Source organism: Streptomyces sp. NPDC088116 (genome assembly GCF_044741745.1).
Lineage (GTDB): Bacteria > Actinomycetota > Actinomycetes > Streptomycetales > Streptomycetaceae > Streptomyces.
Genome location: NZ_JBIUTF010000001.1, coordinates 65,960 through 90,356, shown reverse-complemented (window position 1 = coordinate 90,356; position 24,397 = coordinate 65,960). Strand labels below are relative to the sequence as shown.

General features: G+C 70.7%; 19 protein-coding genes. 11 read left to right on the top strand and 8 right to left on the bottom strand.

Features of this window, described 5'->3' with window-relative positions; all coding sequences use genetic code 11:
• Nucleotides 1-127: 127 nt before the first annotated feature.
• The 4 genes from ACIOJD_RS00365 to ACIOJD_RS00350 all read right to left on the bottom strand — a co-directional run bounded on the left by ACIOJD_RS00365 (nucleotide 128) and on the right by ACIOJD_RS00350 (nucleotide 4,243).
• Nucleotides 128-1,426 carry a hypothetical protein gene (locus tag ACIOJD_RS00365; RefSeq protein ID WP_401907432.1) on the bottom strand — a complete coding sequence of 433 codons (1,299 nt, stop codon included), beginning with the start codon at nucleotides 1,424-1,426 and terminating at the stop codon, nucleotides 128-130.
• A complete protein-coding gene (locus ACIOJD_RS00360) occupies nucleotides 1,408-2,136 on the bottom strand; it encodes an ABC transporter ATP-binding protein (protein WP_401907431.1) in 729 nt (242 codons plus the stop codon). Before ACIOJD_RS00360 ends, ACIOJD_RS00365 begins: the two co-directional genes overlap by 19 nt.
• A gap of 227 nt (nucleotides 2,137-2,363) precedes the next feature.
• Nucleotides 2,364-3,767, bottom strand: coding sequence for an aspartate aminotransferase family protein (locus tag ACIOJD_RS00355; protein ID WP_401907430.1), 1,404 nt, complete (start codon nucleotides 3,765-3,767; stop codon nucleotides 2,364-2,366).
• Nucleotides 3,752-4,243, bottom strand: coding sequence for an Lrp/AsnC family transcriptional regulator (locus ACIOJD_RS00350; RefSeq protein WP_401907429.1), 492 nt, complete (start codon nucleotides 4,241-4,243; stop codon nucleotides 3,752-3,754). The genes ACIOJD_RS00355 and ACIOJD_RS00350 overlap by 16 nt, the downstream gene beginning before the upstream one ends.
• 266 nt (nucleotides 4,244-4,509) lie before the next feature.
• Here ACIOJD_RS00350 and ACIOJD_RS00345 point away from each other — a divergent pair, with 266 nt between their 5' ends.
• From ACIOJD_RS00345 to ACIOJD_RS00335, 3 genes are all read left to right on the top strand, one after another.
• Entirely contained in the window at nucleotides 4,510-5,949 is a 1,440-nt protein-coding gene (locus ACIOJD_RS00345) for a gamma-aminobutyraldehyde dehydrogenase (protein ID WP_401907428.1), read from the top strand.
• A gap of 170 nt (nucleotides 5,950-6,119) precedes the next feature.
• On the top strand, nucleotides 6,120-8,573 hold the full coding sequence (locus ACIOJD_RS00340) for a SpoIIE family protein phosphatase (protein WP_401907427.1): 2,454 nt from the start codon (nucleotides 6,120-6,122) through the stop codon (nucleotides 8,571-8,573).
• A gap of 235 nt (nucleotides 8,574-8,808) precedes the next feature.
• Nucleotides 8,809-9,732 (top strand): MIP/aquaporin family protein, encoded by a 924-nt coding sequence (locus ACIOJD_RS00335; RefSeq protein WP_401907426.1) that lies wholly within the window; start codon nucleotides 8,809-8,811, stop codon nucleotides 9,730-9,732.
• Nucleotides 9,733-9,746: 14 nt separating this feature from the next.
• Here the strand turns inward: ACIOJD_RS00335 and ACIOJD_RS00330 are convergent, their stop codons facing one another.
• Both ACIOJD_RS00330 and ACIOJD_RS00325 read right to left on the bottom strand, forming a co-directional pair.
• On the bottom strand, nucleotides 9,747-10,526 hold the full coding sequence (locus ACIOJD_RS00330) for a glycerophosphodiester phosphodiesterase (RefSeq protein ID WP_401907424.1): 780 nt from the start codon (nucleotides 10,524-10,526) through the stop codon (nucleotides 9,747-9,749).
• Nucleotides 10,527-10,531: 5 nt separating this feature from the next.
• The gene (locus ACIOJD_RS00325; protein ID WP_401907422.1) at nucleotides 10,532-11,557 is read right to left on the bottom strand and encodes an adenosine deaminase; all 1,026 of its coding nucleotides are present in this window, start codon (nucleotides 11,555-11,557) and stop codon (nucleotides 10,532-10,534) included.
• A 188-nt stretch (nucleotides 11,558-11,745) separates the two neighbouring features.
• Here ACIOJD_RS00325 and ACIOJD_RS00320 point away from each other — a divergent pair, with 188 nt between their 5' ends.
• From ACIOJD_RS00320 to ACIOJD_RS00290, 7 genes are all read left to right on the top strand, one after another.
• A complete protein-coding gene (locus ACIOJD_RS00320; protein WP_401907420.1) occupies nucleotides 11,746-12,474 on the top strand; it encodes a DUF4190 domain-containing protein in 729 nt (242 codons plus the stop codon).
• Between the two features lie 470 nt (nucleotides 12,475-12,944).
• Complete coding sequence (locus ACIOJD_RS00315) at nucleotides 12,945-14,192, top strand: PotD/PotF family extracellular solute-binding protein (RefSeq protein ID WP_401908815.1); 1,248 nt, start codon at nucleotides 12,945-12,947, stop codon at nucleotides 14,190-14,192.
• 172 nt (nucleotides 14,193-14,364) lie between these two features.
• The gene (locus ACIOJD_RS00310; RefSeq protein WP_401907419.1) at nucleotides 14,365-15,585 is read left to right on the top strand and encodes an ABC transporter ATP-binding protein; all 1,221 of its coding nucleotides are present in this window, start codon (nucleotides 14,365-14,367) and stop codon (nucleotides 15,583-15,585) included.
• Nucleotides 15,582-16,514, top strand: coding sequence for an ABC transporter permease (locus ACIOJD_RS00305; protein ID WP_401907417.1), 933 nt, complete (start codon nucleotides 15,582-15,584; stop codon nucleotides 16,512-16,514). The genes ACIOJD_RS00310 and ACIOJD_RS00305 overlap by 4 nt, the downstream gene beginning before the upstream one ends.
• The gene (locus ACIOJD_RS00300) at nucleotides 16,514-17,311 is read left to right on the top strand and encodes an ABC transporter permease (RefSeq protein ID WP_401907415.1); all 798 of its coding nucleotides are present in this window, start codon (nucleotides 16,514-16,516) and stop codon (nucleotides 17,309-17,311) included. Before ACIOJD_RS00305 ends, ACIOJD_RS00300 begins: the two co-directional genes overlap by 1 nt.
• 32 nt (nucleotides 17,312-17,343) lie before the next feature.
• Complete coding sequence (locus ACIOJD_RS00295) at nucleotides 17,344-18,768, top strand: NAD(P)/FAD-dependent oxidoreductase (protein ID WP_401907414.1); 1,425 nt, start codon at nucleotides 17,344-17,346, stop codon at nucleotides 18,766-18,768.
• Nucleotides 18,769-18,929: 161 nt separating this feature from the next.
• Entirely contained in the window at nucleotides 18,930-19,436 is a 507-nt protein-coding gene (locus ACIOJD_RS00290; protein WP_401907412.1) for a hypothetical protein, read from the top strand.
• Nucleotides 19,437-19,448: 12 nt separating this feature from the next.
• On the opposite strand, the gene ACIOJD_RS00285 is transcribed toward ACIOJD_RS00290, so the two are convergent.
• A complete protein-coding gene (locus ACIOJD_RS00285; protein WP_401907410.1) occupies nucleotides 19,449-20,168 on the bottom strand; it encodes a phosphatase PAP2 family protein in 720 nt (239 codons plus the stop codon).
• Between the two features lie 459 nt (nucleotides 20,169-20,627).
• A complete protein-coding gene (gene gabT / locus ACIOJD_RS00280) occupies nucleotides 20,628-21,962 on the bottom strand; it encodes a 4-aminobutyrate--2-oxoglutarate transaminase (protein ID WP_401907409.1) in 1,335 nt (444 codons plus the stop codon).
• Nucleotides 21,963-22,240: 278 nt separating this feature from the next.
• Here gabT and ACIOJD_RS00275 point away from each other — a divergent pair, with 278 nt between their 5' ends.
• Nucleotides 22,241-24,382 carry an ATP-binding protein gene (locus ACIOJD_RS00275; RefSeq protein ID WP_401907408.1) on the top strand — a complete coding sequence of 714 codons (2,142 nt, stop codon included), beginning with the start codon at nucleotides 22,241-22,243 and terminating at the stop codon, nucleotides 24,380-24,382.
• Nucleotides 24,383-24,397 lie beyond the last annotated feature (15 nt).

Here is a 24,397-nt window from a genome sequence, read left to right as displayed (position 1 = left end):
ACGATAGGACGTGGTCCGGCGGGTGCCGCGGGGAGGCCCATGGTTCCCGCCCCTCACCGGATGCGAGGCGCTGGCCCCGCCCCGGCCGTACGGCCGGACGGGCCGGCATGCGGCCCGTCCGGTCCCGTCACCTGGTCAGGGGTACGGCCGCCAAAGCCGCGACGGACCAGGTCAGCGGGGTGAACACGGCCACGATCACCGCCGCTCGCAGCGCCGCCGCCGTGCGGAGGAGAGCGGCGGGGGCGCCCAGGCGGTGGAGCGAACGGGTCGTGGAGGCGCGGACCTGCCGGGCTTCCAGAGTCGCCGTCAGGACCGTCGCCACCGTGCAGCCGATGACCAGGACCGCGCCGAGGCCCGTGAGCGGGCCGAAGGGGCGTTCGTCGCCGGGGCCGTACAGGGACGACGCGGCGAACGTGCCGGAGAGCACCGCGCACAGCACACCCAGCGGGCGGCCGATGCGGCGGGCCTCGGCCATCAGCGTGCGGCCCGCCAGCAGGCGGATCGCGCCGGGGCGCAGGGCCTGGAGCAGGAGGCCGCAGAGATGGGTGATGCCGGGACCGGCCAGGGCGAGGCCGACGGCGGTCAGCGACCAGCCGGCCAGGACACCGGCGGGGCTGCCGTCGAACTGACCGGGCAGCGGCAGCGCGGAGCCGCCTCCGCCCCGGCTCGCGTACGTCTCGATCGCGAGGCCCGCCGCCGTGACGGCGACGCCCCACGGCAGTCCGGCCGGAGCGGGCGGGGCGGTGGGCAGCGAAGCGGGGACGGAGATCGGCTCGATGGCCTGTTCCGTCTCGTCCTCGACCGCGACGGCGACACCGGACCCGGACCCGGAACCGCCGGAGGAAGACGGACCGGACACGGAAACGGGGGAGGGCGCGGGAGAGGGCGCCGGAGCGGGCCCCTCGGCGGCACTCTCGTCGCCACGGCCACGTCTGCGCAGCGACAACCCCGTCGCCGCCGTCGCCAGGACCGGTACCACCGCCAGCAGCGTGAGCACCGCCCCCAGGGGCAGCGCCTGCTTCGCGGCGAGCAGATCCGCCGCCTCTCCGTCGAAGGGCATGCCCGTCAGGTCGCCCCGCAGATGCAGGAAGAAGAGCAGCGCCACCGCGCTGCCCAGCGTGCAGGCCACGGCGGTCGACACGGCGGCCAGCACCGTGAGCCGGGCCGGGCCGAGGCCCACCGCCGACAGTCCGGAGCGTGGCCGGGTGCCCGCGTCCGTACGGGCCACCGCCACCGCGAACTGCACCGCGGCCGCGACCGGTACGAGACACCAGAGCAGGCGCGACACGGACCCGGCCGGATGGCCCATCGCCCAGCCGAGCGTGCACAGCATGAGGAAACCGACCCCCGCGGAGGCCGTCGCGACCAGAAGTCGGCGCAGCACGACCAGGAGGTGGGTGCCGCGGCTTAGACGGAGAGCGAGCACGCGTCCCGGCCTTCCGCCTCGGACGGCTGGAGCGAGTTGACGCGGCGTCCGTCGACCAGTGAGACCGTACGGTCGGCGAGCGTCGCGACCTCCGCGTCCAGTGTGGCGAGGACGACGGTGATGTCGTGCGAACGCGCCGCGGTGGTCAGCGTACGGAGCACCTGCGCCCGGTCGGTGCGGTGCAGCGGCGCCGTCGGTTCGTCGGCGAAGAGCACCGAGGGGGTGGTGACCAGGGCCCGCGCGACGGCGACCCGCTGGCGCTGGGCCTGGAGCAGGGCGTAGGGGCGTTTACGGGCGCACGTGCCGACGTCGAGGCGCTCCAGCCACTCCATCGCGGTGGTCTTGGCCGCGCGATGGGACGAGCCGCGCATCAGCAGCGGCAGCGCCGCGTTCTCCCAGGCGTTCAGCTCGGGGACCAGCGAGGGCTCGGGGCCGATCCAGCCGAAGCGGTCGCGGCGGAGCCGTTCGCGCATCAGCCGGTTCATGGAGTGGACCGGGGAGCTGTTGAACCAGACCTCGCCCCGCCGTGGGACCAACTGGCCGGACAGGCACCGCAGCAGGGTTGTCTTGCCACTGCCGCGCGGGCCGGTCACGGCCAGGATCTCGCCCTCGCGCACGCCGAGCGAGACCCCGTCGAGGGCGGGCGAGCCGTTGTGGAAATAGTGCAGGGAACGCGCCCAGAGCACGTCGTTGTCCGGCGGAGCCACCATGGCGTACACCTCGGTTCTGATCAGACTTACCGTCTTTTTCCGTCACCGTCCGGGGGTACGACGGCGGCGACGATCGCTCACAGGTCACTGGGCACGGTAGGTACGCGGAACCGGGAGTACGGACAGCACACGGCCCGGGTACGGCCCTTCTCACTCGAAAGGCGGCACCCGGGCCGTCGCGCGCTCGGCGGTACCCGGGGCTCGGTCGCCCCGGGTGGTTCGGCGGATCAGAGCTTTGTCCACGCCTCCGTGAGCACTGCCCGCAGGATCGTCTCGATCTCGTTGAACGTCGACTGGTCGGAGATCAGCGGCGGCGCCAGCTGTACGACCGGATCGCCCCGGTCGTCGGCCCGGCAGTACAGCCCGCTCTCGTACAGCCTCTTGGAGAGGAAGCCGTACAGGACGCGCTCGGTCTCCTCATCCGTGAACGTCTCCTTGGTGACCTTGTCCTTCACCAGTTCGATGCCGTAGAAGAAGCCGTTGCCGCGGACGTCACCGACGATCGGCAGGTCGCGCAGCTTCTTCAACGTGTCGAAGAACGCGCCCTCGTGGTCGAGCACATGCTGGTTGAGGCCCTCGCGCTCGAAGATGTCGAGGTTGGCGAGGCCGACCGCCGCCGAGACCGGGTGGCCGCCGAAGGTGTAGCCGTGCAGGAAGGTGTTGTCGCCCTGGTAGAACGGCTCGGCGAGCCGGTCGGAGATGACACAGGCGCCGATCGGGGAGTAGCCCGATGTCATGCCCTTGGCGCACGTGATCATGTCCGGTACGTAGCCGAACTTGTCGCAGGCGAACATCGTGCCGAGCCGGCCGAAGGCGCAGATGACCTCGTCGGAGACGAGCAGGACGTCGTACTGGTCGCAGATCTCGCGCACCCGGCGGAAGTACCCGGGCGGCGGCGGGAAGCAGCCGCCCGCGTTCTGCACCGGTTCGAGGAAGACCGCCGCGACCGTCTCCGGGCCCTCGAAGAGGATCTGCTGCTCGATCTGGTCGGCGGCCCAGCGGCCGAAGGCCTCCGGGTCGTCGCCGTGGACCGGCGCGCGGTAGATATTCGTGTTCGGGACCTTGTGCGCGCCCGGGACCAGCGGCTCGAACGGCGCCTTGAGGGCCGGCAGGCCGGTGATGGACAGGGCTCCCTGCGGGGTGCCGTGGTAGGCGACGGCGCGTGAGATGACCTTGTACTTGGTCGGCTTGCCGGTCAGCTTGAAGTACTGCTTGGCGAGCTTCCAGGCGGTCTCGACCGCCTCGCCGCCGCCGGTGGTGAAGAAGACCTTGTTGAGGTCGCCGGGCGCGTAGTGCGCGAGCCGCTCGGCCAGCTCGACGGCCTTCGGGTGCGCGTAGGACCACACCGGGAAGAAGGCCAGCTCCTGGCCCTGCCGGTAGGCGGTCTCGGCCAGTTCGCGGCGGCCGTGGCCGGCGTTGACCACGAACAGACCGGACAGGCCGTCCAGGTAGCGCTTGCCCCGGTCGTCGTAGATGTAGGTGCCCTCGCCACGCACGATGGTGGGCACGGGCGCGTTCTCGTACGACGACATGCGGGTGAAGTGCATCCACAGGTGGTCGTACGCGGTCCTGGAGAGGTCCTTCTGGGACTGGTCCTTGCTCACGGCGCTCACGGCTATCGGGTTCCCCACATATAGGTCTGTTTCTTCAGCTTCAGATAGACGAAGCTCTCGGTGGAACGCACGCCGGGGAGCGCGCGGATCCGTTTGTTGATCACTTCCAGCAGGTGGTCGTCGTCCTCGCAGACGATCTCCACCATCAGGTCGAACGAGCCCGCGGTCATCACCACGTACTCGCACTCGGCCATGGCCGAGACCGCGTCCGCGACCGTGTCCACGTCGCCCTCGACATGGATACCGACCATCGCCTGCCGCCGGAATCCGACGGTCAGCGGGTCGGTGACGGCGACGATCTGCATCACGCCCTGGTCGAGCAGCTTCTGCACGCGCTGGCGCACGGCAGCTTCCGAGAGGCCGACCGCCTTGCCGATCGCCGCGTACGGGCGCCGGCCGTCCTCCTGGAGCTGTTCGATGATGGCGAGGGACACGGCATCGGGCGACGGCGCCGATCCGTTCCCGGTTCTGGGGTCTGTGTTGCGACTGGCCACGCACTTCACTGTGCACTGCGGCTCGTCCGTCCCGCAACCCTCTATCGATGAAATCCGTTGTTGTCGGGTGCCAATCTCACTGAATCCGAAGTTGCAGAGCGTCGGGGCTGTCGAAAGCGCAGGCCGAACGACTAGGGTGGAGCGTCCTGACCATGCGGCCGGCTGATCAGTGACATCTGTGGTAAGCGGGTGTTGCGGGTGAGTGCCGTACGTGGCATCTGGTTGTACGTGGCATCTGTACGTGACTTCTGACAGGAGGGGTGGCAGTGACCACCGAGCTGCGCCGTCTGCGTAACTACATCAACGGAGAGTTCCGGGACGCCGCCGACGGGCGGACCATCGAGGTGGTCAACCCGGCCACCGGCGAGGCCTACGCCACGTCCCCGCTCTCGGGACAGGCGGATGTCGACGCCGCCATGGAGGCCGCCGCCGCGGCGTTCCCGGCCTGGCGCGACGCGATTCCGGCCGAGCGCCAGAAGGTGCTGCTGAAGATCGCGGACGCCTTCGAGGAGCGTGCCGAGGAGCTGATCGCGGCCGAGGTCGAGAACACCGGCAAGCCGACCGGCCTCACGCGCAGCGAAGAGATCCCGCCGATGGTGGACCAGATCCGTTTCTTCGCGGGCGCCGCCCGGATGCTCGAAGGCCGTTCGGCCGGGGAGTACATGGAGGGCCTCACCTCCATCGTCCGTCGCGAGCCGGTGGGTGTCTGCGCGCAGGTCGCGCCGTGGAACTACCCGATGATGATGGCCGTATGGAAGTTCGCTCCGGCGCTCGCCGCGGGCAACACCGTGGTGCTGAAGCCGTCCGACACGACCCCGGCCTCGACACTGCTGATGGCCGAGATCATCGGTGCGATCGTGCCCAAGGGCGTCTTCAACGTCATCTGCGGCGACCGGGACAGCGGCCGGGCGATGATCGAGCACCCGACCCCCGCGATGGCCTCCATCACCGGTTCCGTACGGGCGGGCATGCAGGTCGCGGAGACGGCGGCCAAGGACGTCAAGCGGGTCCACCTGGAACTGGGCGGCAAGGCCCCGGTCGTGGTCTTCGAGGACGTCGACATCGCGAAGGCGGTCGAGGACATCGCCGTGGCGGGCTTCTTCAACGCGGGCCAGGACTGTACGGCCGCCACACGGGTCCTCGTACACGAATCGATCCACGACGAGTTCGTGACGGCACTGGCGAAGGCCGCCGCGGACACGAAGACCGGCGCGCCGGACGACGAGGACGTGCTGTACGGGCCGCTCAACAACGCCCGCCAGTTGGAGCACGTCTCCGGATTCATCGAGCGGCTGCCCGCGCACGCGAAGGTCGAGGCGGGTGGCCACCGGGTCGGTGACGCCGGGTACTTCTACGCCCCGACCGTCGTCTCCGGGCTCAAGCAGGACGACGAGATCATCCAGAACGAGGTGTTCGGTCCGGTCATCAGCGTCCAGTCCTTCACGGACGAGGCGCAGGCGCTGGCGTTCGCGAACGACGTCGAGTACGCGCTTGCCTCCTCGGTGTGGACGAAGGACCACGGCCGGGCCATGCGGATGTCGAAGGCGCTGGACTTCGGATGTGTGTGGATCAACACGCACATCCCGCTGGTCGCGGAGATGCCGCACGGCGGCTTCAAGAAGTCCGGCTACGGCAAGGACCTGTCGTCGTACGGCTTCGACGACTACACGCGCATCAAGCACGTCATGACCTCGCTCGACGGCTGACGGAGCCGATGCGGTGACCGTACGACCGGCTCGCGGTGGCGGGCGGTGGACGGGACTTCGGATCCCTACGTCCAGCGCCCGTCCGGCGGCCCGGATCCGTGCGTTTGTTGGCGATACGCGAAGCGGGCATCCTGAGGATGAGCGGGGACCGCAGACGCGAATCGAGAGCGATGAGCACCGGTGGCAACACCTCTCGCGACGGGCAGGGCGGCCGGGAGCCGGATTCCGCGGCCGTCGTCGTCGTGGACGCGCACGGACTGGTCACCGGATGGAGCAAGGGGGCCGAACGTCTCCTCGGTTACTCGCCGGAGCAGATCGTCGGACATCCGGCGGCCGGCCTGCTCGCGTCGGACGCCGCTCGGGCGGCCGTGGAGACGCTCGGACGCGGGGACGACTGGTACGGGACCGGCGCCCTGCGGCACCGCGACGGCCACCGGCTGGATGTCGCGGTACTGATCTGCCCGGTGCTGGACGACGAGGGCCGCTCCCTCGGATCCGTGGCGACCGCCCTGGCGGAACCCGAACCGCCGGACGGTGCCCCGCTGACGGTGGAGGCATCGGTGGCCCAGGCACCGGTCGCCATGTCGGCCTTCGACAACCAGTTCCGCTACATCCGGCTGAACGAGGCCGCCTGCGAGATCCTGGGCACCCCGGAAACGGAACTGCGCGGACGGTTCTTCTCCGACACCATCACGCTCGACGACTACGAGAGCCAGGACTTCCTGGAGCATCTGCGCGAGGTGACCCGGACCGGGAAACCGCTGCACTACGAGAGCCACACCCGGGCGCTGGCCTCGCCCCGCGAACACGCGTGGAACATCCATATGTGGCCGGTGCGGGACAGGGACCGGCGGTCGCGCGGCGTCGCCATGCTCGCGTTCGACAGCAGCGAGCAGTACTGGGCCCGGCAGCGCCTGATCCTGCTCAACGAGGCCGGCACCGCCATCGGGACCACGCTCGACGTCGTACGCACCGCCGAAGAGCTCGCCGGACTGGTCGTACCGATACTCGCCGACTTCAGCACCGTGGATCTGCTGGACTCCGTCCTGCGAGGTGAGGAGCCGGTCGAGGGACCGGTGGACACGGCCGTGACGCTGCGGCGGGTGGCGCACCTGGCCGCGAACCCGCTCGTGACCTCCGGGGCCGTCGAACTCGGCGGCCTCGAAACCTATCCGGACTCCTCGCCGCCCGCCCGCTGCCTGACCACCGGCCGGCCCGCGCTCAGCAGGAGAGGCGATCCCGAGTTCACCGTATGGGCCGCGGCCAACGACATCCGGCAGGTGATGGTCGACGACCTCGGGGTGCACTCTCTGCTGGCCGTGCCCCTGCGGGCCCGCGGAATCACACTCGGAGTGGCCGTCTTCACCCGGGGAACCCGCCCCGACCCCTTCGAGGACGACGACGCGGTCCTCGCCGAGGAACTAGCCGGCCGGGCCGCCGTCTGTATCGACAACGCCCGCCGCTACACCCGCGAACACACCACGGCGCTCGCTCTGCAACGCAGCCTGCTCACCCAGCGGATGCCCGGTCAGGCCGCGGTGGAGATCGCTTCGCGCTATCAGCCCGCGGGTTCCCGCGCCGGGGTCGGCGGCGACTGGTTCGACGTCATCCCGCTGTCCGGGACCCGCGTCGCGCTGGTCGTCGGCGACGTCGTCGGCCACGGCATCCACGCCTCCGCCGCCATGGGACGGCTGCGCACCGCCGTACGCACCCTCGCCGACGTGGACCTGCCCCCCGACGAACTCCTCACCCACCTCGACGACCTGGTCAGCCACCTCATCGCCGAGGGCAACGACGCGGCGGTCTCGGCCGCCGAGGCCACGGGCGAGTTCGGTGCCACCTGCCTGTACGCCGTCTACGACCCCGTCTCCCGCCGCTGCGCCATCGCCGCCGCGGGACACCCACCGCCCGCGGTCCGCTTCCCCGACGGCACGGTCGAACTCATCGACATCGCCACCGGCCCACCACTGGGCATCGGGGGAGTGCCCTTCGAGGTCACCGAACGGGAACTGCCCGAGGGCAGCACGCTGGTGCTCTACACCGACGGACTGATCGAGGGCCGGGAGCGGGACATCGACCTGGGCCTGGACCGGTTGTGCGCGACGCTGGCCGCTGTGCGGGCGCCCTCCTCGCCGGAGGCCGTCTGCGACAGCCTGATCAAGGCGCTGCTCCCCGACCTTCCCACCGACGACGCCGCCCTCCTCGTCACCCGTACCCGTGCGCTGCACTCCGACCAGGTGGCTTCCTGGGAACTGACCGGCGACCCGGCGCAGGTGGCCGACGCCCGGCTGAAGGTCTCGGCGCGGCTTGCCGCGTGGGGGCTGGAGGACGCCGCGTTCGTGACCGAACTCGTGGTGAGCGAACTGGTCACCAACGCCATCCGCTACGGAGCCGAACCCATCCGGCTCAGGCTGATCCGTGACCGCACGCTCATCTGCGAGGTCTCCGACGGCAGCAGCACCGCCCCGCACCTGCGCCGCGCCCACGCCTTCGACGAGGGCGGCCGGGGTCTGCTCCTGGTCGCCCAGCTCACCGAGAGCTGGGGAACCCGCCAGACGGCCACCGGCAAGACCATCTGGGCCGAACAGGTGCTTTCCCCTCCCACGGCGCCTTCGCTGTCCTGAGGGATTTCCCGGAACCGGCTCCCGGGCGCCTCGAACTCGCCAGGCGCATTCCATCGGGCGGTTCTACAGTCGCTTTATCAAAGCCCGCCCGGGGCTGTCTCCGTGGGATTGCGGCCCGGAGTTCGGGGCCTGCGCGCCGCCGGCCGAATCCGTCCGGCTCGCCTGCCCGTACGGGCCGTCCGATCCAGACCCGTCCGATCCAGACCCGTCCGATCCGTCTGAGGCAGGAGGAACAATGGCGACTACGACTGCGAAGCGTCGCGGCCATCCGCAGGGACTCGGTGGCGAAATGCTCGCCGAATTCCTGGGAACGTTCGTCCTGATTCTGCTCGGGTGCGGGTCGGTCGCGGTAGCCGTCGCCGGACTTCCCGGATCGGGACGGCAGGCTGTCGCCTTCGGTCCGTCGAACTGGCTGATCATCGCGTGGGGCTGGGGTCTCGCCGTCGTCTTCGGCGTGTACGTGTCCGGGGGCGTCAGCGGAGGGCACATCAACCCCGCGGTGACTCTGGCCTTCGCCGTCCGCCGGGGTTTTCCCTGGAGAAAGGTTCTCCCGTACTGGGGCGCACAGCTCCTGGGAGCCTTTCTCGCGGCCGCTGTTGTCTTCTACTCCTACAGCTGGGCCATCAACTCGTTCAACGACAAGGCCGGACTCGCGCGGGACAAATCGCTTTCCACCTTCTCGATTTTCGCGACGTTCCCGGCGGAGTACTTCGGTAGTTCGTGGTGGGGTCCATTGCTGGATCAGATCATCGGCACCGCGATTCTCCTCGTGCTCGTCTGCGCGCTCATCGACACGCGCAACAGCGGTCCCCTGTCCAATCTCGCCCCGTTCCTGATCGGTCTCGTCGTCGTCGCGATCGGCCTCAGCATCGGCACGAACGCCGGTTACGCGATCAACCCCGCGCGCGACTTCGGCCCGCGGTTGTGGACGTACTTCCTCGGCTGGGGGGACATCGCACTGCCGGGCAATTTCCAATGGTTCAGCAACTACGTCTGGATCCCCATCGTCGGGCCCCTGGTCGGGGGGCTGGTCGGAATCCTTCTGTACGACCTGTTCATCGGAAGGGTGCTCACGGGGCGGGCCAAGGAAGAGGAGGTGGAGGTGCTCAGGGCCGAGGAGCCGGGCCCGGCCAGAGAGGACCCCGGCGCCGACCGGTAGGGTCTGCCGCTCCCTCACCCCCGGGCGGGCCCGGCCGCGTTCAGCAGGCCGGACAGGACATCGATCCGGTTGGTGGTGACGGAGTCGACGCCCCGCGCGATCAGCCGCCGCATGGTGCGCCGGGTGTCCACGGTCCACGCGGAGACCAGCAGCCCGTCCCGGTGGTTGCGGTCGGCCAGCTCCTGACTGACCAGCCCGAAGCGGTAGTTGAGCCAGCGCGGCCGCACCGCCGCGAGCAGGGCGGGCCGCGGCGGTGCGAGGGTCGTCCAGGTCATCGCGATCTCGGCGGCGGCGTCGGCGGCCCGCACGGCGAGCATCGTGCTCGGGCCCGCGCAGTAGTAGACCCGCTCCGCGGCGCCGCACTCGCGCACCGTGGAGACGACCGTACGTACCGACTCCTCGGAGGCGCCCGGGAGATCGATCATGAGCCGGTGGCCGTCCGTCGCCAGGAGGGCCTCCCGCAGCGTCGGCACACCGTCGGCCGCGCCGTTCCCGGTGTCCCCGCCGTCGCCGCCGTCCCCGGAGCCGGTCAGCTCGCGCAGTTCGTCATGGGTCACCCGCGCGAGACGTCGGTCATGGCCCCAGAGCCGCTTGAGCGAGGAGTCGTGCAGCAGCACGGGCACGCCGTCGCGGGTCAGCCGTACATCGATCTCGACCGAGTCCGCTCCGCGCTGGAGAGCGGAGCGGACCGAGGCAAGGGTGTTCTCCCGGACGCGGTACGGATCGCCGCGATGGCCCACGGCGACGACGGTACGCGCCGGGGCCGGCGAGCCGGGGCGTTCGGGAGTTGTCATCGTCCTTACCGCGCGAGCCACTTGGCGGTGTACGTGTCGATCTCCTCGGAGATCCGCCGCTTGCCGTCGTGGTCGAGGAACGACGCCCCGACCGCGTTCTTCGCGAGGTCGGCCACGCCTCGTTCGTCCAGGCCGAGGAGGCGGGCCGCGACCGCGTACTCCTGGTTCAGGTCGGTGCCGAACATCGGCGGATCGTCACTGTTGATCGTCACCAGCACTCCGGCCGCGACCATCGCCTTGATCGGGTGCTCGTCGAGATCGGCGACGGCGCGGGTGGCGATGTTGGAGGTGGGGCACACCTCCAGCGGGACGCGGTGCTCCGCGAGGTATGCCAGCAACTCCGGGTCCTGGACGGCGCTGACGCCATGGCCGATGCGCTCCGCGCCCAGCTCGCGCAGCGCGTCCCAGATGGTCTCGGGCCCCGTCGTCTCACCCGCGTGCGGTACGGAGTGCAGGCCCGCGGCGATCGCGCGGTCGAAGTACGGCTTGAACTGCGGCCGGGGCACACCGATTTCGGGGCCGCCGAGCCCGAAGGAGACCAGACCCTCGGGCCGCAGGTCCACCGCGAGCCGCGCGGTCTCCTCCGCCGCCTTCAGCCCCGCCTCGCCGGGAATGTCGAAGCACCAGCGCAGCACGACGCCCAGCTCCGTCTCGGCGGCCTTCCTGGCGTCCTCTATCGCCTCCATGAAGGCCTGCTCGGGAATGTTGCGACTGGTCGAGCTGAACGGCGTGATCGTCAACTCGGCGTAGCGGATGTTCTGCCGGGCCATGTCACGGGCGATCTCGAAGGTCAGCAGCCGCACGTCCTCGGGCGTACGGACCAGATCGACGACCGAGAGATAGACATCGATGAAGTGCGCGAAGTCGGTGAAGGTGAAGTAGTCGGCGATGGCCTCGGGGTCGGTGGGTACCTTGGAGTCCGGGTGCCGCGCTGACAGCTCGGCGACGATCCGCGGCGAGGCCGATCCGACGTGGTGGACATGCAGTTCGGCCTTGGGCAGCCCCGCGATGAAGGGGTGCAGATCGGTCATCAAGATCCTCCGGGTACTGGGGCTGTTGTCGAACGTACGGTGTCGGCGGAGCGCGACGAGGGGCGGGACACGTGGTACAGGAGGCCCGCCTCCGGCCGGGTCCGCTCCGGTCACGGATCATCGTAGGCCGGGCCGGTTCCGCGCGCGGAGGAGGCCGTAGCATGACGGGATCACGATGGGGGAGGCCCATGTCAGAGAACAGCGAGCAGCCGCCGGGCCGCTCCGAGCCGAGCGACCCCTGGGCTCCGCCGGCGGGCGGAGTGCCGCTGAACAAGCCGGCCGCACCGCAGGATTCCCAGCCGCCGCAGCAGCCCGCGTCCGTGCACGACATGCCGACGGTCCTCGGCATGCCGGGCGCCGGGCCCGGCTCCGTACCGCCGCCGCCCACCGCTCCCGGGGGACCGGCCAGGCCCACCCCGGGGCCGTACGGCTACCCGGCCGCCCCGCCCGTCCAGCAGCCGCCGCCGGTAGCCCAGCATCCCACCGCTCCGTACGGTGCCGCGCCGCCGTACGGTGCCGCGCCGGGAGCGGCCTACGGCTATCCCGGCTATCCCGCCGCCGGCTACCCGGGCTACGGCCAGCCCGGCTGGCAGCAGGCTCCGTCGAACGGTATGGGCGTCGCCGCGCTGGTGCTCGGGATCATCGGCGTCGTCGGCTTCTGCATGTGGGGTCTCGGTGTCATCCTCGGCGTCCTCGCGCTGATCTTCGGGATAATCGGCCGTCGCCGCGCCCAACGGGGCGAGGCGACGAACGGCGGCATGGCGCTGGCGGGCATCATCCTCGGCGCGATAGGCGTGGCGATCGGTGCCGCGTTCCTCGCTCTCCTGATCTGGGGAATCGCCAACGGCGGGTCGAGCGATGGCCCCACGAGCGAGGATCCGTTCGCCACGTCGCTCGTGGTCGGCGTCGGCCGCTGACACCCGTCTGTTCCGTCCGGCCGTTCCCCCAACGCTCGTGTCCCACCTGTTCCACCCGTGCCGCCCTGCTCGGCTGTTCTCCCCCTCTCCTCGTACGAGGCCGGTCCGATGCGCCCGAGGCGGTCCATCGGGCCGGCCTCGACGAGCGTCCGAGGACGGCCCGGTCGCCATCGCGGATCATCCGTCCCGGCTCGGCCGCAGTCCGTGTACCGACCCTGCCCCGTACCGCCTTCGGCGCCACTTCCATGCCTTCCTGCCCGTGTTCATCCCCATGCGTCCGAGTTTCGCAGTCGGCACTGACAACCCGTACGAGGGCCGGCGGACTCATAGGGCGCCGGGCGACCGATTCCGTCGCGTAATCAAAAGGCAACAACGGAATCCCTTGTTGGCGTAAAGCTGCTCTGTCAGGATCGGCACTCAATTCGAGCCGGAGCCACAGTGATGCGGTGGCTGGGAAGGGCGGACCGCGCATGGAGCAGTACGAGCCCGACCGTCTCTCCGCGGTCCAACTGGCCGCGACGCGCCGCAGTATGACCAGTGGCCGGGGCGCCCTCACCCGGCGCTCCATGCTGCGTGCCACCGGCGTCGGCGCGCTCGGGCTCGGCGGTCTCGCCGGTCTGAGCGGCTGCGGTATCCCTCCCGCGAAACGGGAGGGCGAGGGCCTCGCGGCCACCGACCACTCGGCGGCGGAGAAGCGGCTCGTCTTCTCGAACTGGACCGAATACATGGACGTCAGTGAGGACGAGAAGCACCATCCGACCCTGGAGGCGTTCACCGGGCGCACCGGGATCAAGGTCACGTACACGGCGGACATCAACGACAACGTCGAGTTCTTCGGGAAGATCAAGCCGCAGTTGGCGGCCGGGCAGGACACCGGGCGCGACCTCATCTGCGTCACCGACTGGCTCGCCGCCCGCCTGATCCGGCTCGGCTGGGCACAACGGCTCGACGCGTCGAATCTGCCGCACGCGTTCGCGAACCTCTCCCAGCAGTTCCGCTCGCCCGACTGGGATCCGGGCCGCGCCCACAGCTATCCCTGGACCGGGATTCCCACGGTCATCGCCTACAACGCCAGGGCGACCGGCGGACGTACCGTCGACTCCGTCTCCCAACTGCTGGACGACCCGAAGCTCAAGGGGCGGGTCGCCTTCCTCTCCGAGATGCGCGACAGCGTCGGGATGACCCTGCTCGACCTGGGCAAGGACCCGGGGGCGTTCACCGACGACGACTTCGACGCGGCCGTCGCCAGGCTCCAGGAGGCCGCCGACCGCAAGCAGATCCGCCGCTTCACGGGCAACGACTACACCGCGGACCTCGACAAGGGCGACATCGCGGCCTGCGTCGCCTGGGCCGGTGACGTCGTCCAGCTCCGGAGCGACAACCCGGACATCAAGTTCACCGTCCCCGATACCGGATACATCGTCTCCAGCGACAACCTGCTGGTCCCGGCCGAAGCGCGGCACAAGACCAACGCCGAGCGGCTCATCGACCACTACTACCGGCCGCCGGTCGCCGCCCGGCTCGCCGCGTACATCAACTACGTCTGCCCGGTCGACGGGGTACGCGCCGAACTCGCGAAGATCGACAAGTCGATGGCCGAGAACACACTGATCCTTCCGGACGCGGCGATGGCCGCCTCCTCGCACGCCTTCCGCTCGCTCAGCAGTGAGGAAGAGACGGCGTACGAGGAGAAGTTCGCCAAGCTCATCGGTGCGTAGTCCGGTGCGTAGTCCGGTGCGTCGTGGTCGGGTGCGTGGTCCGGCACATGGTGCGGTGTGTGGTCCCGTGCTCCGGTGCGCACGACCCGCGTTCCCACCCCGCGTCCTCGACCGCCGGACGGCCGCCCCCTGCCCACTCCTCTTCTCCCTCTCCTCCCCGGGACCGTGACCCATGACAGAGACCGCATCCACCGGCCATGACGGCGGCGACATCCGCCTCACCGGGATCAGCAAGACGTACGGCTCCTTCCACGCCGTCCGGCCACTCGATCTCACCGTGCGGCAGGGCTCCTTCTTCGCGCTCCTCGGCGCGTCGGGCTGCGGCAAGACCACCACCCTGCGGATGATCGCCGGCCTGGAGGACCCCACCACCGGCACGGTCTTCCTGGGCGACAAGGACGTCACCGGCCTGCCCCCGTACAAGCGCCCGGTCAACACCGTCTTCCAGAGCTACGCACTCTTCCCGCACCTCGACATCTACGAGAACGTCGCCTTCGGACTGCGCCGGCGCGGCATCAGGTCCGTACGCAGACAGGTCGGCGACATGCTCGATCTCGTCCAGCTCGGCGACCACGCGAAGCGCAAGCCGCACCAGCTCTCCGGAGGCCAGCAGCAACGCGTCGCCGTGGCCCGCGCGTTGATCAACCATCCCCGGGTGCTGCTGCTGGACGAGCCGCTGGGCGCCCTCGACCTCAAGCTGCGCCGCCGGATGCAGCTGGAACTCAAGCGCATCCAGACCGAGGTCGGCATCACCTTCGTCCATGTCACCCACGACCAGGAGGAGGCCATGACGATGGCCGACACGGTCGCGGTGATGAACGCGGGCCGGGTCGAGCAACTGGGCAGCCCCGCCGACCTCTACGAGAACCCGGGGACCACCTTCGTCGCCAACTTCCTCGGCACCTCCAACCTCATCGAGGCCGATATTGCGGGGATCCACGGCGACGAGATCGTGGTCACCGCCGGTGGCGGCGAACTGCGCCTGCCCGCCGGCCGTTGTCCCGCCCCGGCCAGGAGGGGCGGCAAGCTGCTGGTCGGCGTGCGCCCCGAGAAGATCACGCCGGCGCACGCGGACGACGCGGGCTCGATCCCCGACGGCCGTAACCGAATAACGGGGCGCATAGCGGACTCCAGCTTCATCGGTGTCTCGACGCAGTATGTGATCGACAGCCCGGTCTGTCCCCGACTGGAGGTGTACGCGCAGAACATCGAGCGCGACAGCCGCCTGCGCCCCGGCGCCGACGTCGTCCTGCACTGGAACCCCGCGCACACCTTCGGCCTTGACGCCACGCAGGCCATCGACGCCGGGACCGCCGGTGCCGCCGGGACCACGGGACGCGCGAGGCCCCCGGGCACAGCCGGAACCACGACGGCGGCCGAGGAGGGCTCGTGACCAGCACAGAAGCGCCACCCGCCGAGACCGCGCCCCCGCCGACACCTCCGGTCCGCGGAGCCGCCACGCGCAAGCGGCTCGTCCCGTACTGGCTGCTTCTGCCCGGCGTCCTCTGGCTGCTGGTCTTCTTCGCGCTGCCGATGGTCTACCAGGCCTCGACCTCCGTACAGACAGGCTCCCTGGAGGAAGGCTTCCGGGTCACCTGGCACCTGCGTACCTACGCCGACGCGCTCCGGGACTACTACCCGCAGTTCGTGCGCTCCCTGCTGTACGCGGGCACCGCGACGCTGCTGTGCCTGCTGCTCGGGTACCCGCTCGCGTATCTGATCGCCTTCAAGGCCGGCCGCTGGCGCAATCCGCTGCTGGTGCTGGTCATCGCTCCGTTCTTCACCAGCTTCCTGATCCGTACGCTGGCCTGGAAGACGATCCTCGCCGACGACGGCACGGTCGTCGCTCTCCTGGACACCCTGCACGTCCTCGATGTGACCGGTTGGCTCGGCTGGACCGAGGGCGACCGTGTCCTGGCCACGCCCATGGCGGTCGTCTGCGGTCTGACGTACAACTTCCTGCCGTTCATGATCCTGCCGCTCTACACCTCGCTGGAACGTATCGACGGCCGGCTCCACGAGGCCGCGGGCGATCTCTACGCGAAGCCGTGGACGGTCTTCCGGAAGGTGACCTTCCCGCTCTCCATGCCGGGGGTCGTCTCCGGCACGCTGCTCACCTTCATCCCGGCGAGCGGCGACTACGTCAACGCCGAGCTGCTCGGATCCACCGACACGAAGATGGTCGGCAGCGTCATCCAGACGCAGTTCCTGCGGGTCCTCGACTATCCGACGGCCGCCGCGCTCTCCTTCATCCTGATGGCGGTCGTCCTGGTCATGGTCACCGTCTACATCCGCCGAGCGGGGACGGAGGACCTGGTCTGATGCGCCGGATCCGACACGGTCTTGTCGCCATCGCGGGCGTGCTGACGCTCGGCTACCTGCTCGTGCCCAACCTCGTCGTGATGGTCTACTCCTTCAACAAGCCCAACGGCCGGTTCAACTACGCCTGGCAGCGCTTCTCGCTCGACGCCTGGAAGGACCCGTGCTCGGTCGCCGACCTGTGCGGTTCGCTGGCCCTGTCGCTCCAGATCGCCCTCTGGGCGACGCTCGGTGCCACGGTCCTCGGCACGATGATCGCGTTCGCGCTGGTCCGCTACCGCTTCCGGGCGCGCGGCATGGTCAACTCGCTGATCTTCCTGCCGATGGCGATGCCCGAGGTCGTGATGGCCGCCTCGCTGCTCACGCTCTTCCTCAACCTGGGCGCGCGGCTGGGCTTCTGGACCGTGCTCATCGCCCACATCATGTTCTGCCTCAGCTTCGTGGTGACGGCCGTCAAGGCGCGGGTCATGTCCATGGACCCACGGCTCGAAGAAGCGGCGCGCGACCTCTACGCGGGGCCGGTGCAGACCTTCGCGCGGGTGACGCTGCCGATCGCCGCCCCCGGTATCGCGGCGGGCGCGCTGCTCGCCTTCGCGCTCTCCTTCGACGACTTCATCATCACCAACTTCAACGCCGGTTCGACGGTGACCTTCCCCATGTTCGTCTGGGGCTCGGCGCAGCGCGGCACACCGGTGCAGATCAATGTGGTCGGTACGGGGATGTTCCTCATCGCCGTCGTGCTGGTGGTCGCGGGACAGCTGGTGAGCAACCGGCGGAGGAAGAGCGCCACCACAGACTGAGCGCCGGGAGGCGGGAGCGGAAAGGGGAAGTCATGGATGTCATGGACCCGGCTGTCCTGCGCAGGGTCACGGCGGCACTCCGGGACGCCCGGCCGGTCCCGTACTGGCTGGACGACCCGGGCAGGCCCGGCGCGCTGCCCGCCCTCACCGGCGACGAGCGCTGTGACCTCCTCGTCGTCGGCGGCGGCTACAGCGGGCTGTGGACCGCGCTTCTCGCCAAAGAACGCGACCCTGGCCGGGAGGTCGTCCTGATCGAGGCCCGTGAGGCCGGCTGGGCCGCCTCGGGCCGCAACGGCGGCTTCTGCGCCGCGTCCCTCACCCACGGCTTCGGCAACGGCCTCGCGCGCTGGCCGCACGAACTGCGCAACTTGGAGGCCCTGGGCGAACGCAACCTCGACGCCATCGAGTCGACCGTCGCCCGCCACGCCATCGACTGCGCTTTCGAGCGCACCGGCGAGATCGACGTCGCCACCGAGCCGTACCAGCTCGACGACCTGCGCGAGCGCTACGAGCAGGCGACCCGGCTCGGTCTCACCGGTCTGGAACCGCTCGACCGGGACGCGGTGCGCGCCGAGGTGGACTCGCCGACGTTCCTGGGCGGACTGTGGGACCGGCGCGGGGTCGCCATGCTGCACCCGGCGAGGCTGGCGTGGGGACTCAAGCGGGTCTGCCTGAACCTCGGCGTGCGCATCCACGAACACACCCCGGGCCTGGAACTGGCCCGCTCCGGCGCCTCGATGGCCGTCCGCACACCGCACGGACGAGTCTTCGCGCGGCAGGTCGCGCTCGGTACCAATGTCTTCCCGTCCCTGGTCAAACGGGTGCGCCCGTACACCGTCCCGGTCTACGACTACGCTCTGATGACCGAGCCGCTGACGCCGGAGCAGCTGAGCGCGGTCGGCTGGCGGCGCCGTCAGGGACTCGCGGACGGCGGCAACCGGTTCCACTACTTCCGGATCACCGCCGACCGCCGCGTCCTGTGGGGCGGTTACGACGCGGTCTATCCGTACGGTGGCCGGCTCGGCGCGGGTCTGGAGCACCGCCCGGAGACCTACCGCAGGCTCGCCTCCCACTTCTTCCGCTGCTTCCCGCAGTGGGAGGGGGTGCGCTTCAGCCATGCCTGGGGCGGTGCGATCGACACGTGTACGCGGTTCGCGGCGTTCTTCGGTACGGCGTACGGCGGCCGGGTCGCGTACGCCGCCGGGTACACCGGCCTCGGTGTCGGCGCGACCCGCTTCGGCGGGGACGTGATGCTCGATCTGCTGGCGGGGGAGCGGACCGAGCGTACGGAACTGGCGATGGTCCGCGCCAAGCCGCTGCCCTTCCCGCCCGAGCCCGCCGCCTGGGCCGGGATCGGGATCACCCAGTGGTCCCTGGCGCGCGCGGATGCCCGGGGCGGCCGGCGCAACGTGTGGCTGCGGACCATGGACAGGCTGGGACTCGGCTTCGACAGCTGAGCCGGGCCCGAGCCCGTCCGGTGACTCGCGGGCCCGCGTCATGTGATCCAGATCACCGGAAGGTCCGGCAGGTGGAGGGCCGAACCCGCGTCATCGACCGGCACCCTCCGTGTCTCCCTTATGGACGGACTGTCCAACAACACGGATCGGAGGCCGGGGACATGACTGACCCGGGGGCGAAAGACGCGGTGGAGTGGCTGGTGTCGGTGGCACCGGACCCGGATGCGTGCCGGCGGGAATGGGAGCGCAGCCCGGTCGGCGTGGCTCTCCTTCCGGCGGGCAGGCGCTGGGACGTTCTCATCCTTCCCGGGGAGCTGGGCTATCCGACGCTCGACGTGCTGACCAGGCTCGTCGACCGGCCGGGACCGGTGCTCGCCGACTTCGGCGAATCCCGGATGGGCTTCTTCGTACCGTCGGGCACGGCCGAGCGCTGGTTAGGCACGGGGGTGCGGGGGGCCGGTCGCGGCACCTGGATCGTCGTGCCGTACCCGGGGCGGCCGAGCGGAGGGATGCGCTGGCTGATTCCGCCGGACGGCTCGGGCACACTGAGCGACCCGACGCTGCTGGAGCTGGCGATGCACGAAGCGGCGGCGAACATGGCGAACGCGGGGCGGGCACACGACGCGCAGGAGCCACCGCGCGATCCCTGGCCGCCCGCACCGAGCTGAGGGCGGCGGGCGTCACTCTCCCCCGCGCGCGCCGCTCTCGCGGGGGAGTGCCGGTTCTTCGCGCTCGTGCGGCGCCCGCTCCGGACGTACGCGCGGGGCCCGAGCCAGAAGCAGGAGCAGCATCCCGCAGAGCGCCAGGCTGCCGAGGACGTCCAGCGGCCAGTGGTAGCCACGCAGGAGGAGACCGGCGCCCGTCCCCAGGGTGAGCAGGACGGCGACCGGCACCGTCCGGCTCCGTCCGGCGTACGGGGCGAGGAGCAGCGCCGCGCCGCCGTACGCGACCATCGCCGTGGCCGTATGGCCGGACGGGTAGTAGCCGGTGGCCTCGGTGAGCGGGCCCGGCCGGTCGATCCACATCTTGAGCGGAATGACCAGGGCGGGGACGGCGGCCACGGTGAGCGTGGCCGCCAGCGCCTGGGCGCGCTGTCCGCGCCAGAGCGCGTAGCCGATCGCCGCGGCCACCACGGGCAGGGCGACCGGCATGCCGCCGAGATCGGAGAGGAACTGCGTCAGGGGCCGGGGGCCGAGTCCGGCGAGGGAGGCTTCGAGTCGCTCGTCCGCCGAACGGAGCGGACCGCCCGCGGCGGCCTGCCAGGTGATGAGTGCGAAGAGGACCGCGCACAGCGCGAACGCCCAGACCCAGGAGGAGTCACCACGAGGGGAAAGAGGAGTCGGCCGCCCGGGAACAGGGGGGGTGGTTCCGGGGCGGCCGACAGGACCGGTGTACCGCACGCCCCGGGGGGTTTGGGGCGGGCGGCCATCCGATCGGTGAGGAGTTCCGGAGCCCGAAGCTCCGGCGGTGTGCGCGAAGGCACGACCAAAGGGGAGCTGGGGACGCTCCACTCCGGCGTCGCCCGCAGTCTCCTGCGAGCGGGGTGTTTCTCTCATCCGGCGAAACCGTACGCCAGGGTCGCGGGGGCCGACAGCCGGAAACGCGACCCGTCATCGCCCTCGCACACCTTCTTCACACGCCCTGCCCGACGGCAGGGCAGATGGCCAGGTCAGAAGGGTGTCCGGTCGGCCGGACGATCGTGGGGACGGTGGGCCGGCGAGCTGACCATCCGTCAACAGTGGGCTGACGGTGGGGTGTTGGGCGGCGGTGCGGCCGGGTCCCGGAGAAGGGACGCCCGGCCGCGGTCGCCCGTCCGGAGCGGAGCGCAGGACCGGTACCGGAGGCGCCCCGCCACCGGCTCAGATACCCGCGAGCGCCTGCTCGATGATGTCCAGGCCCTCGTTCAGCAGGTCCTCGCCGATCACCAGCGGCGGCAGGAAGCGCAGCACATTGCCGTACGTACCGCAGGTGAGGACCAGCAGCCCCTCCGCGTGGCACGCCTTGGCGAGAGCGGCGGTCGCCTCGGCGTTCGGCTCCTTGCTGTCCCGGTCCTTCACCAGCTCGACCGCGATCATCGCGCCGCGGCCGCGGATGTCGCCGATGATCTCGTACTTCTCCTGAAGCGCCGAGAGCCGGCCCTTCATGACCGTCTCGATGCGACGGGCCTTCGAAGCGAGATCCAGCTCCTTCATCGTCTCGATGGAGCCGAGCGCGGCGGCGCAGGCCACCGGGTTGCCGCCGTAGGTGCCGCCGAGCCCGCCCGCGTGCGCGGCGTCCATGATCGCGGCGCGGCCGGTGACGGCGGCGAGCGGCAGGCCGCCCGCGATGCCCTTGGCCGTGGTGATCAGGTCCGGGACGACACCCTCGTCCTCGCACGCGAACCACTGGCCGGTGCGGCAGAAGCCGGACTGGATCTCGTCCGCCACGAACACGATCCCGTTGTCGTTCGCGAACTTCGCCAGCGCGGGCAGGAAGCCCTTCGCCGGTTCGATGAAACCGCCCTCGCCGAGCACCGGCTCGATGATGATCGCGGCGACGTTCTCGGCGCCGATCTGCTTGCTGATCTGGTCGATGGCCTGGGCGGACGCCTCGGGGCCGCAGTTCTCGGGGCCGGTCGGCCAGCGGTAGCCATAGGCGACCGGCACGCGGTAGACCTCCGGGGCGAACGGTCCGAAGCCGTTCTTGTACGGCATGTTCTTCGAGGTCAGCGCCATGGTGAGGTTCGTACGGCCGTGATAGCCGTGGTCGAACACGACGACCGCCTGGCGCTTGGTGTACGCACGCGCGATCTTCACGGCGTTCTCGACGGCCTCGGCGCCCGAGTTGAACAGGGCGGACTTCTTGGCGTGGTCGCCCGGCGTCAGCTCGGCGAGCCGCTCACAGACCTCGACGTACCCCTCGTACGGAGTGACCATGAAACAGGTGTGGGTGAAGTCGGCGAGCTGGGCAGAGGCGCGGCGTACGACGGCCTCGGCGCTGGCGCCGACCGAGGTCACCGCGATCCCGGACCCGAAGTCGATGAGCCGGTTGCCGTCCACGTCCTCGATGACCCCGCCGTCGGCGCGGGCGGCGAAGACGGGCAGCACGGATCCCACACCACCGGCGACCGTGGCGGTGCGGCGGGTCTGCAGCTCCCGCGACTTGGGGCCGGGAATGGCGGTGACGATGCGGCGCTCCTGCGGGATGGCGGTCATGCGGGGCTCCTGGGGGTGTTTCGAGGTCTTTCTCCGCAGGCTAGGGGCGGGGAAGGGGAGCGAGCATGCGCCGATGGGGAGTGATGGGGGCGTGTCGTTGTCCGCGGTGGACATAGCGGCGAAAGCGCCTCGCGCCGTCCGGGGCGGGCAGACGTGGGTACGGAGCCGGCAACACCCCCGCGTGCGCGGGACGGTTGGGCCACCCGCCGATGTATTGCACGCGCAATACATTAGGCGGGTACAACAAGGCGGACGGACTGCGCAGGGGGCAGGGATTCATGGACACCGACGGCACGCACGACGCACGGGACGCACGCGCCACGCCCGTGCCGCGCCCGGCAGGGCCACCGCCTCCCATGCCGTCCTCGGCGCCCCTCGAGGCGCCCGCGGCTTCCGTACCGGCGCCCGCCCCGCCTCCCGCGCCGGAGCACGCGCCCTCCACCGGGCCCACGCTCCGCCAATGGCTGCACGTGCCCCGGGTCGCGGACGCGCCCGGGACCTGGGCCTACGGGCACCGGCCGCGGCCTCCACAAGAGCCGGAGCGCACCGGGACGCGGCAGCTGATCAGCGGCGCTCTGATCTCGTTCCTCGCGGGCCTGTTGCTCTGGTCGCTGCTGTGGAACGGCTACCTCGGTGGTTTCTGGCTCTGGCCGCTCTACATGTTCACGCCCGACTCCTGGCGCGGGACGATGGCCGCCGTCGTCTCCTCGTACATCTACTACGCGATGGTCGTCGGCGGGCTGCTGTTCGTCTTCGGACGTCTCGGCCGTTGGGCCGAGCTGGCCGGGCGCGTGGTGGGACGCGGCCCGGGAAGCCTGCCGAAGGAGACGCTCCCCGCGCCCCCGGAACCCGAGGACGACCTCGCCGAGTGGCCCGAGCTGCGGGCGGCCGGGCAGGGCGATGTCGCAGCGCGGCTCGCGTCCGAGGTACGGGACGGCCGGATGAACGATGTCGACTACGCAAGGATCCGCCGCGCCTGGCACTCCGTACGGGCCGATCCCTCGCGGCTGACCGCGTTCGCCGAGGCCGTACGGGGCAACGGCGCCGCGGCCTGCGTCCACCCGTCGAACAAGCGTGACCTGCCCGTCCGCGCGGCCCGGCACGACCTGCTCGTCCGGCAGGTCCGGCTCGGCACGGTCCACGACGGGGAACGCAACCCCTATGCGCGGCGGGGGACCGGTCTCGCGCTGGATCCCGTCCTGCTGGGGACCTCGCTGCTGGCCGTCGGCCCGCCCGGGGCTGGCAAGACGCGCGCCCTGGTCCGGCCGGTCGTCGAGTCGCTCTCGCTCCAGGCGCTCGCGGGGCAGGCCGCCGTCATCGCCGTCTGCGCCGCCGGCACGCAGCTGGGCCCCGACGACGCCTATGACGTCGTGGTCAGGATCGGCCATCCGGAATCGGTGTACGACCTCGATCTGTACGGGGGCACGAACGACCCGGACGAGGCCGCCGCCGTACTCGCCGAGGGCCTCGTCGGCGACCTCACGGACACCGACAGCCGGCGGGCCACCACCGCGCTCGCCCAACTGCTCGGCCCGTTCCGCGCCGCGCACGGCCGCCTGCCCGCCATACCGGAGTTGCGCGAACTGCTCGACGGCGAGCCCACCGCGCTGGCCGCTCTGCGGGAGGCCCTCGATACCGACGGGCACTACTCCATGCGGCGTGAACTCGACGCGCGCGAACGGCAGTCGGGCGCGGCCCAAGACCCGGGGCGGGCGCTCGCGGACCGGGTCGCGCTGCTCGACCGGCCCGCGTTCGCCGGTTTCTTCGACACGAGCGGCCGCACCCGGCCGTTCTCGCTGCGCACCCTGGAACACCCGCTGCGAGTCCGTATCGACCTGCCCGAGCGTGGGCATGCGGAGGCCTCGCGGCTGCTGGCCCGGCTCGTCCTCGCCCAGTTCACGGCGAACGCGGCCGTGCGGGCGGACCGTTCGCTCTTCGCCTGCCTCGTCCTGGACGACGCGACCCGCACGCTCACCGAGGAGACGCTGCGCGGTGTGCAGCGGCTGCGATCGGTGAACGCGGGCGCCGTGCTTACGTTGCGTACGCTCGACGACGTACCGGAGGCGCTGCATACGGCCCTGCTCGGGGCCGTCGGCTGCCGGATGGCCTTCTCCGGGATCACGACCTGGGACGGTAAGCGTTTCGCGGAGGCGTGGGGCACGGAGTGGGTGGAGACCCGGGACGTCACCCAGCGCACGGTCTTCGCCGACCAGCCGCTCACCCGGGCCATTCACGCGTTCCGGAAACTGGTCACCGGCAAGGCCGTGACGACGGACGCGGTGACGGTACGGAAGGTCGAGCGCGAGCGCTGGTCGGCCTCCGAGCTGGCGCATTCGGTTCCGGCGGGACACGCGGTGCTGTCCCTGCGGACGGTGGGGGGCGAGCACGCGCCGCCGCTGCTGGTGGACCTGCGGAACTGAACGGTCCGGCGGCCG

Bases quoted from the DNA above. Each gene is read 5' to 3' on its own strand.
- ACIOJD_RS00295 (WP_401907414.1), top strand. From the start codon at position 17,344: ATGGATGTCATGGACCCGGCTGTCCTGCGCAGGGTCACGGCGGCACTC.
- ACIOJD_RS00335 (WP_401907426.1), top strand. From the start codon at position 8,809: ATGGCGACTACGACTGCGAAGCGTCGCGGCCATCCGCAGGGACTCGGT.
- ACIOJD_RS00330 (WP_401907424.1), bottom strand. From the start codon at position 10,526: ATGACAACTCCCGAACGCCCCGGCTCGCCGGCCCCGGCGCGTACCGTC.
- ACIOJD_RS00275 (WP_401907408.1), top strand. From the start codon at position 22,241: ATGGACACCGACGGCACGCACGACGCACGGGACGCACGCGCCACGCCC.
- ACIOJD_RS00290 (WP_401907412.1), top strand. From the start codon at position 18,930: ATGACTGACCCGGGGGCGAAAGACGCGGTGGAGTGGCTGGTGTCGGTG.
- ACIOJD_RS00360 (WP_401907431.1), bottom strand. From the start codon at position 2,136: ATGGTGGCTCCGCCGGACAACGACGTGCTCTGGGCGCGTTCCCTGCAC.
- ACIOJD_RS00325 (WP_401907422.1), bottom strand. From the start codon at position 11,557: ATGACCGATCTGCACCCCTTCATCGCGGGGCTGCCCAAGGCCGAACTG.
- ACIOJD_RS00340 (WP_401907427.1), top strand. From the start codon at position 6,120: ATGAGCACCGGTGGCAACACCTCTCGCGACGGGCAGGGCGGCCGGGAG.
- ACIOJD_RS00300 (WP_401907415.1), top strand. From the start codon at position 16,514: ATGCGCCGGATCCGACACGGTCTTGTCGCCATCGCGGGCGTGCTGACG.
- ACIOJD_RS00320 (WP_401907420.1), top strand. From the start codon at position 11,746: ATGTCAGAGAACAGCGAGCAGCCGCCGGGCCGCTCCGAGCCGAGCGAC.
- ACIOJD_RS00310 (WP_401907419.1), top strand. From the start codon at position 14,365: ATGACAGAGACCGCATCCACCGGCCATGACGGCGGCGACATCCGCCTC.
- ACIOJD_RS00315 (WP_401908815.1), top strand. From the start codon at position 12,945: ATGGAGCAGTACGAGCCCGACCGTCTCTCCGCGGTCCAACTGGCCGCG.
- gabT (WP_401907409.1), bottom strand. From the start codon at position 21,962: ATGACCGCCATCCCGCAGGAGCGCCGCATCGTCACCGCCATTCCCGGC.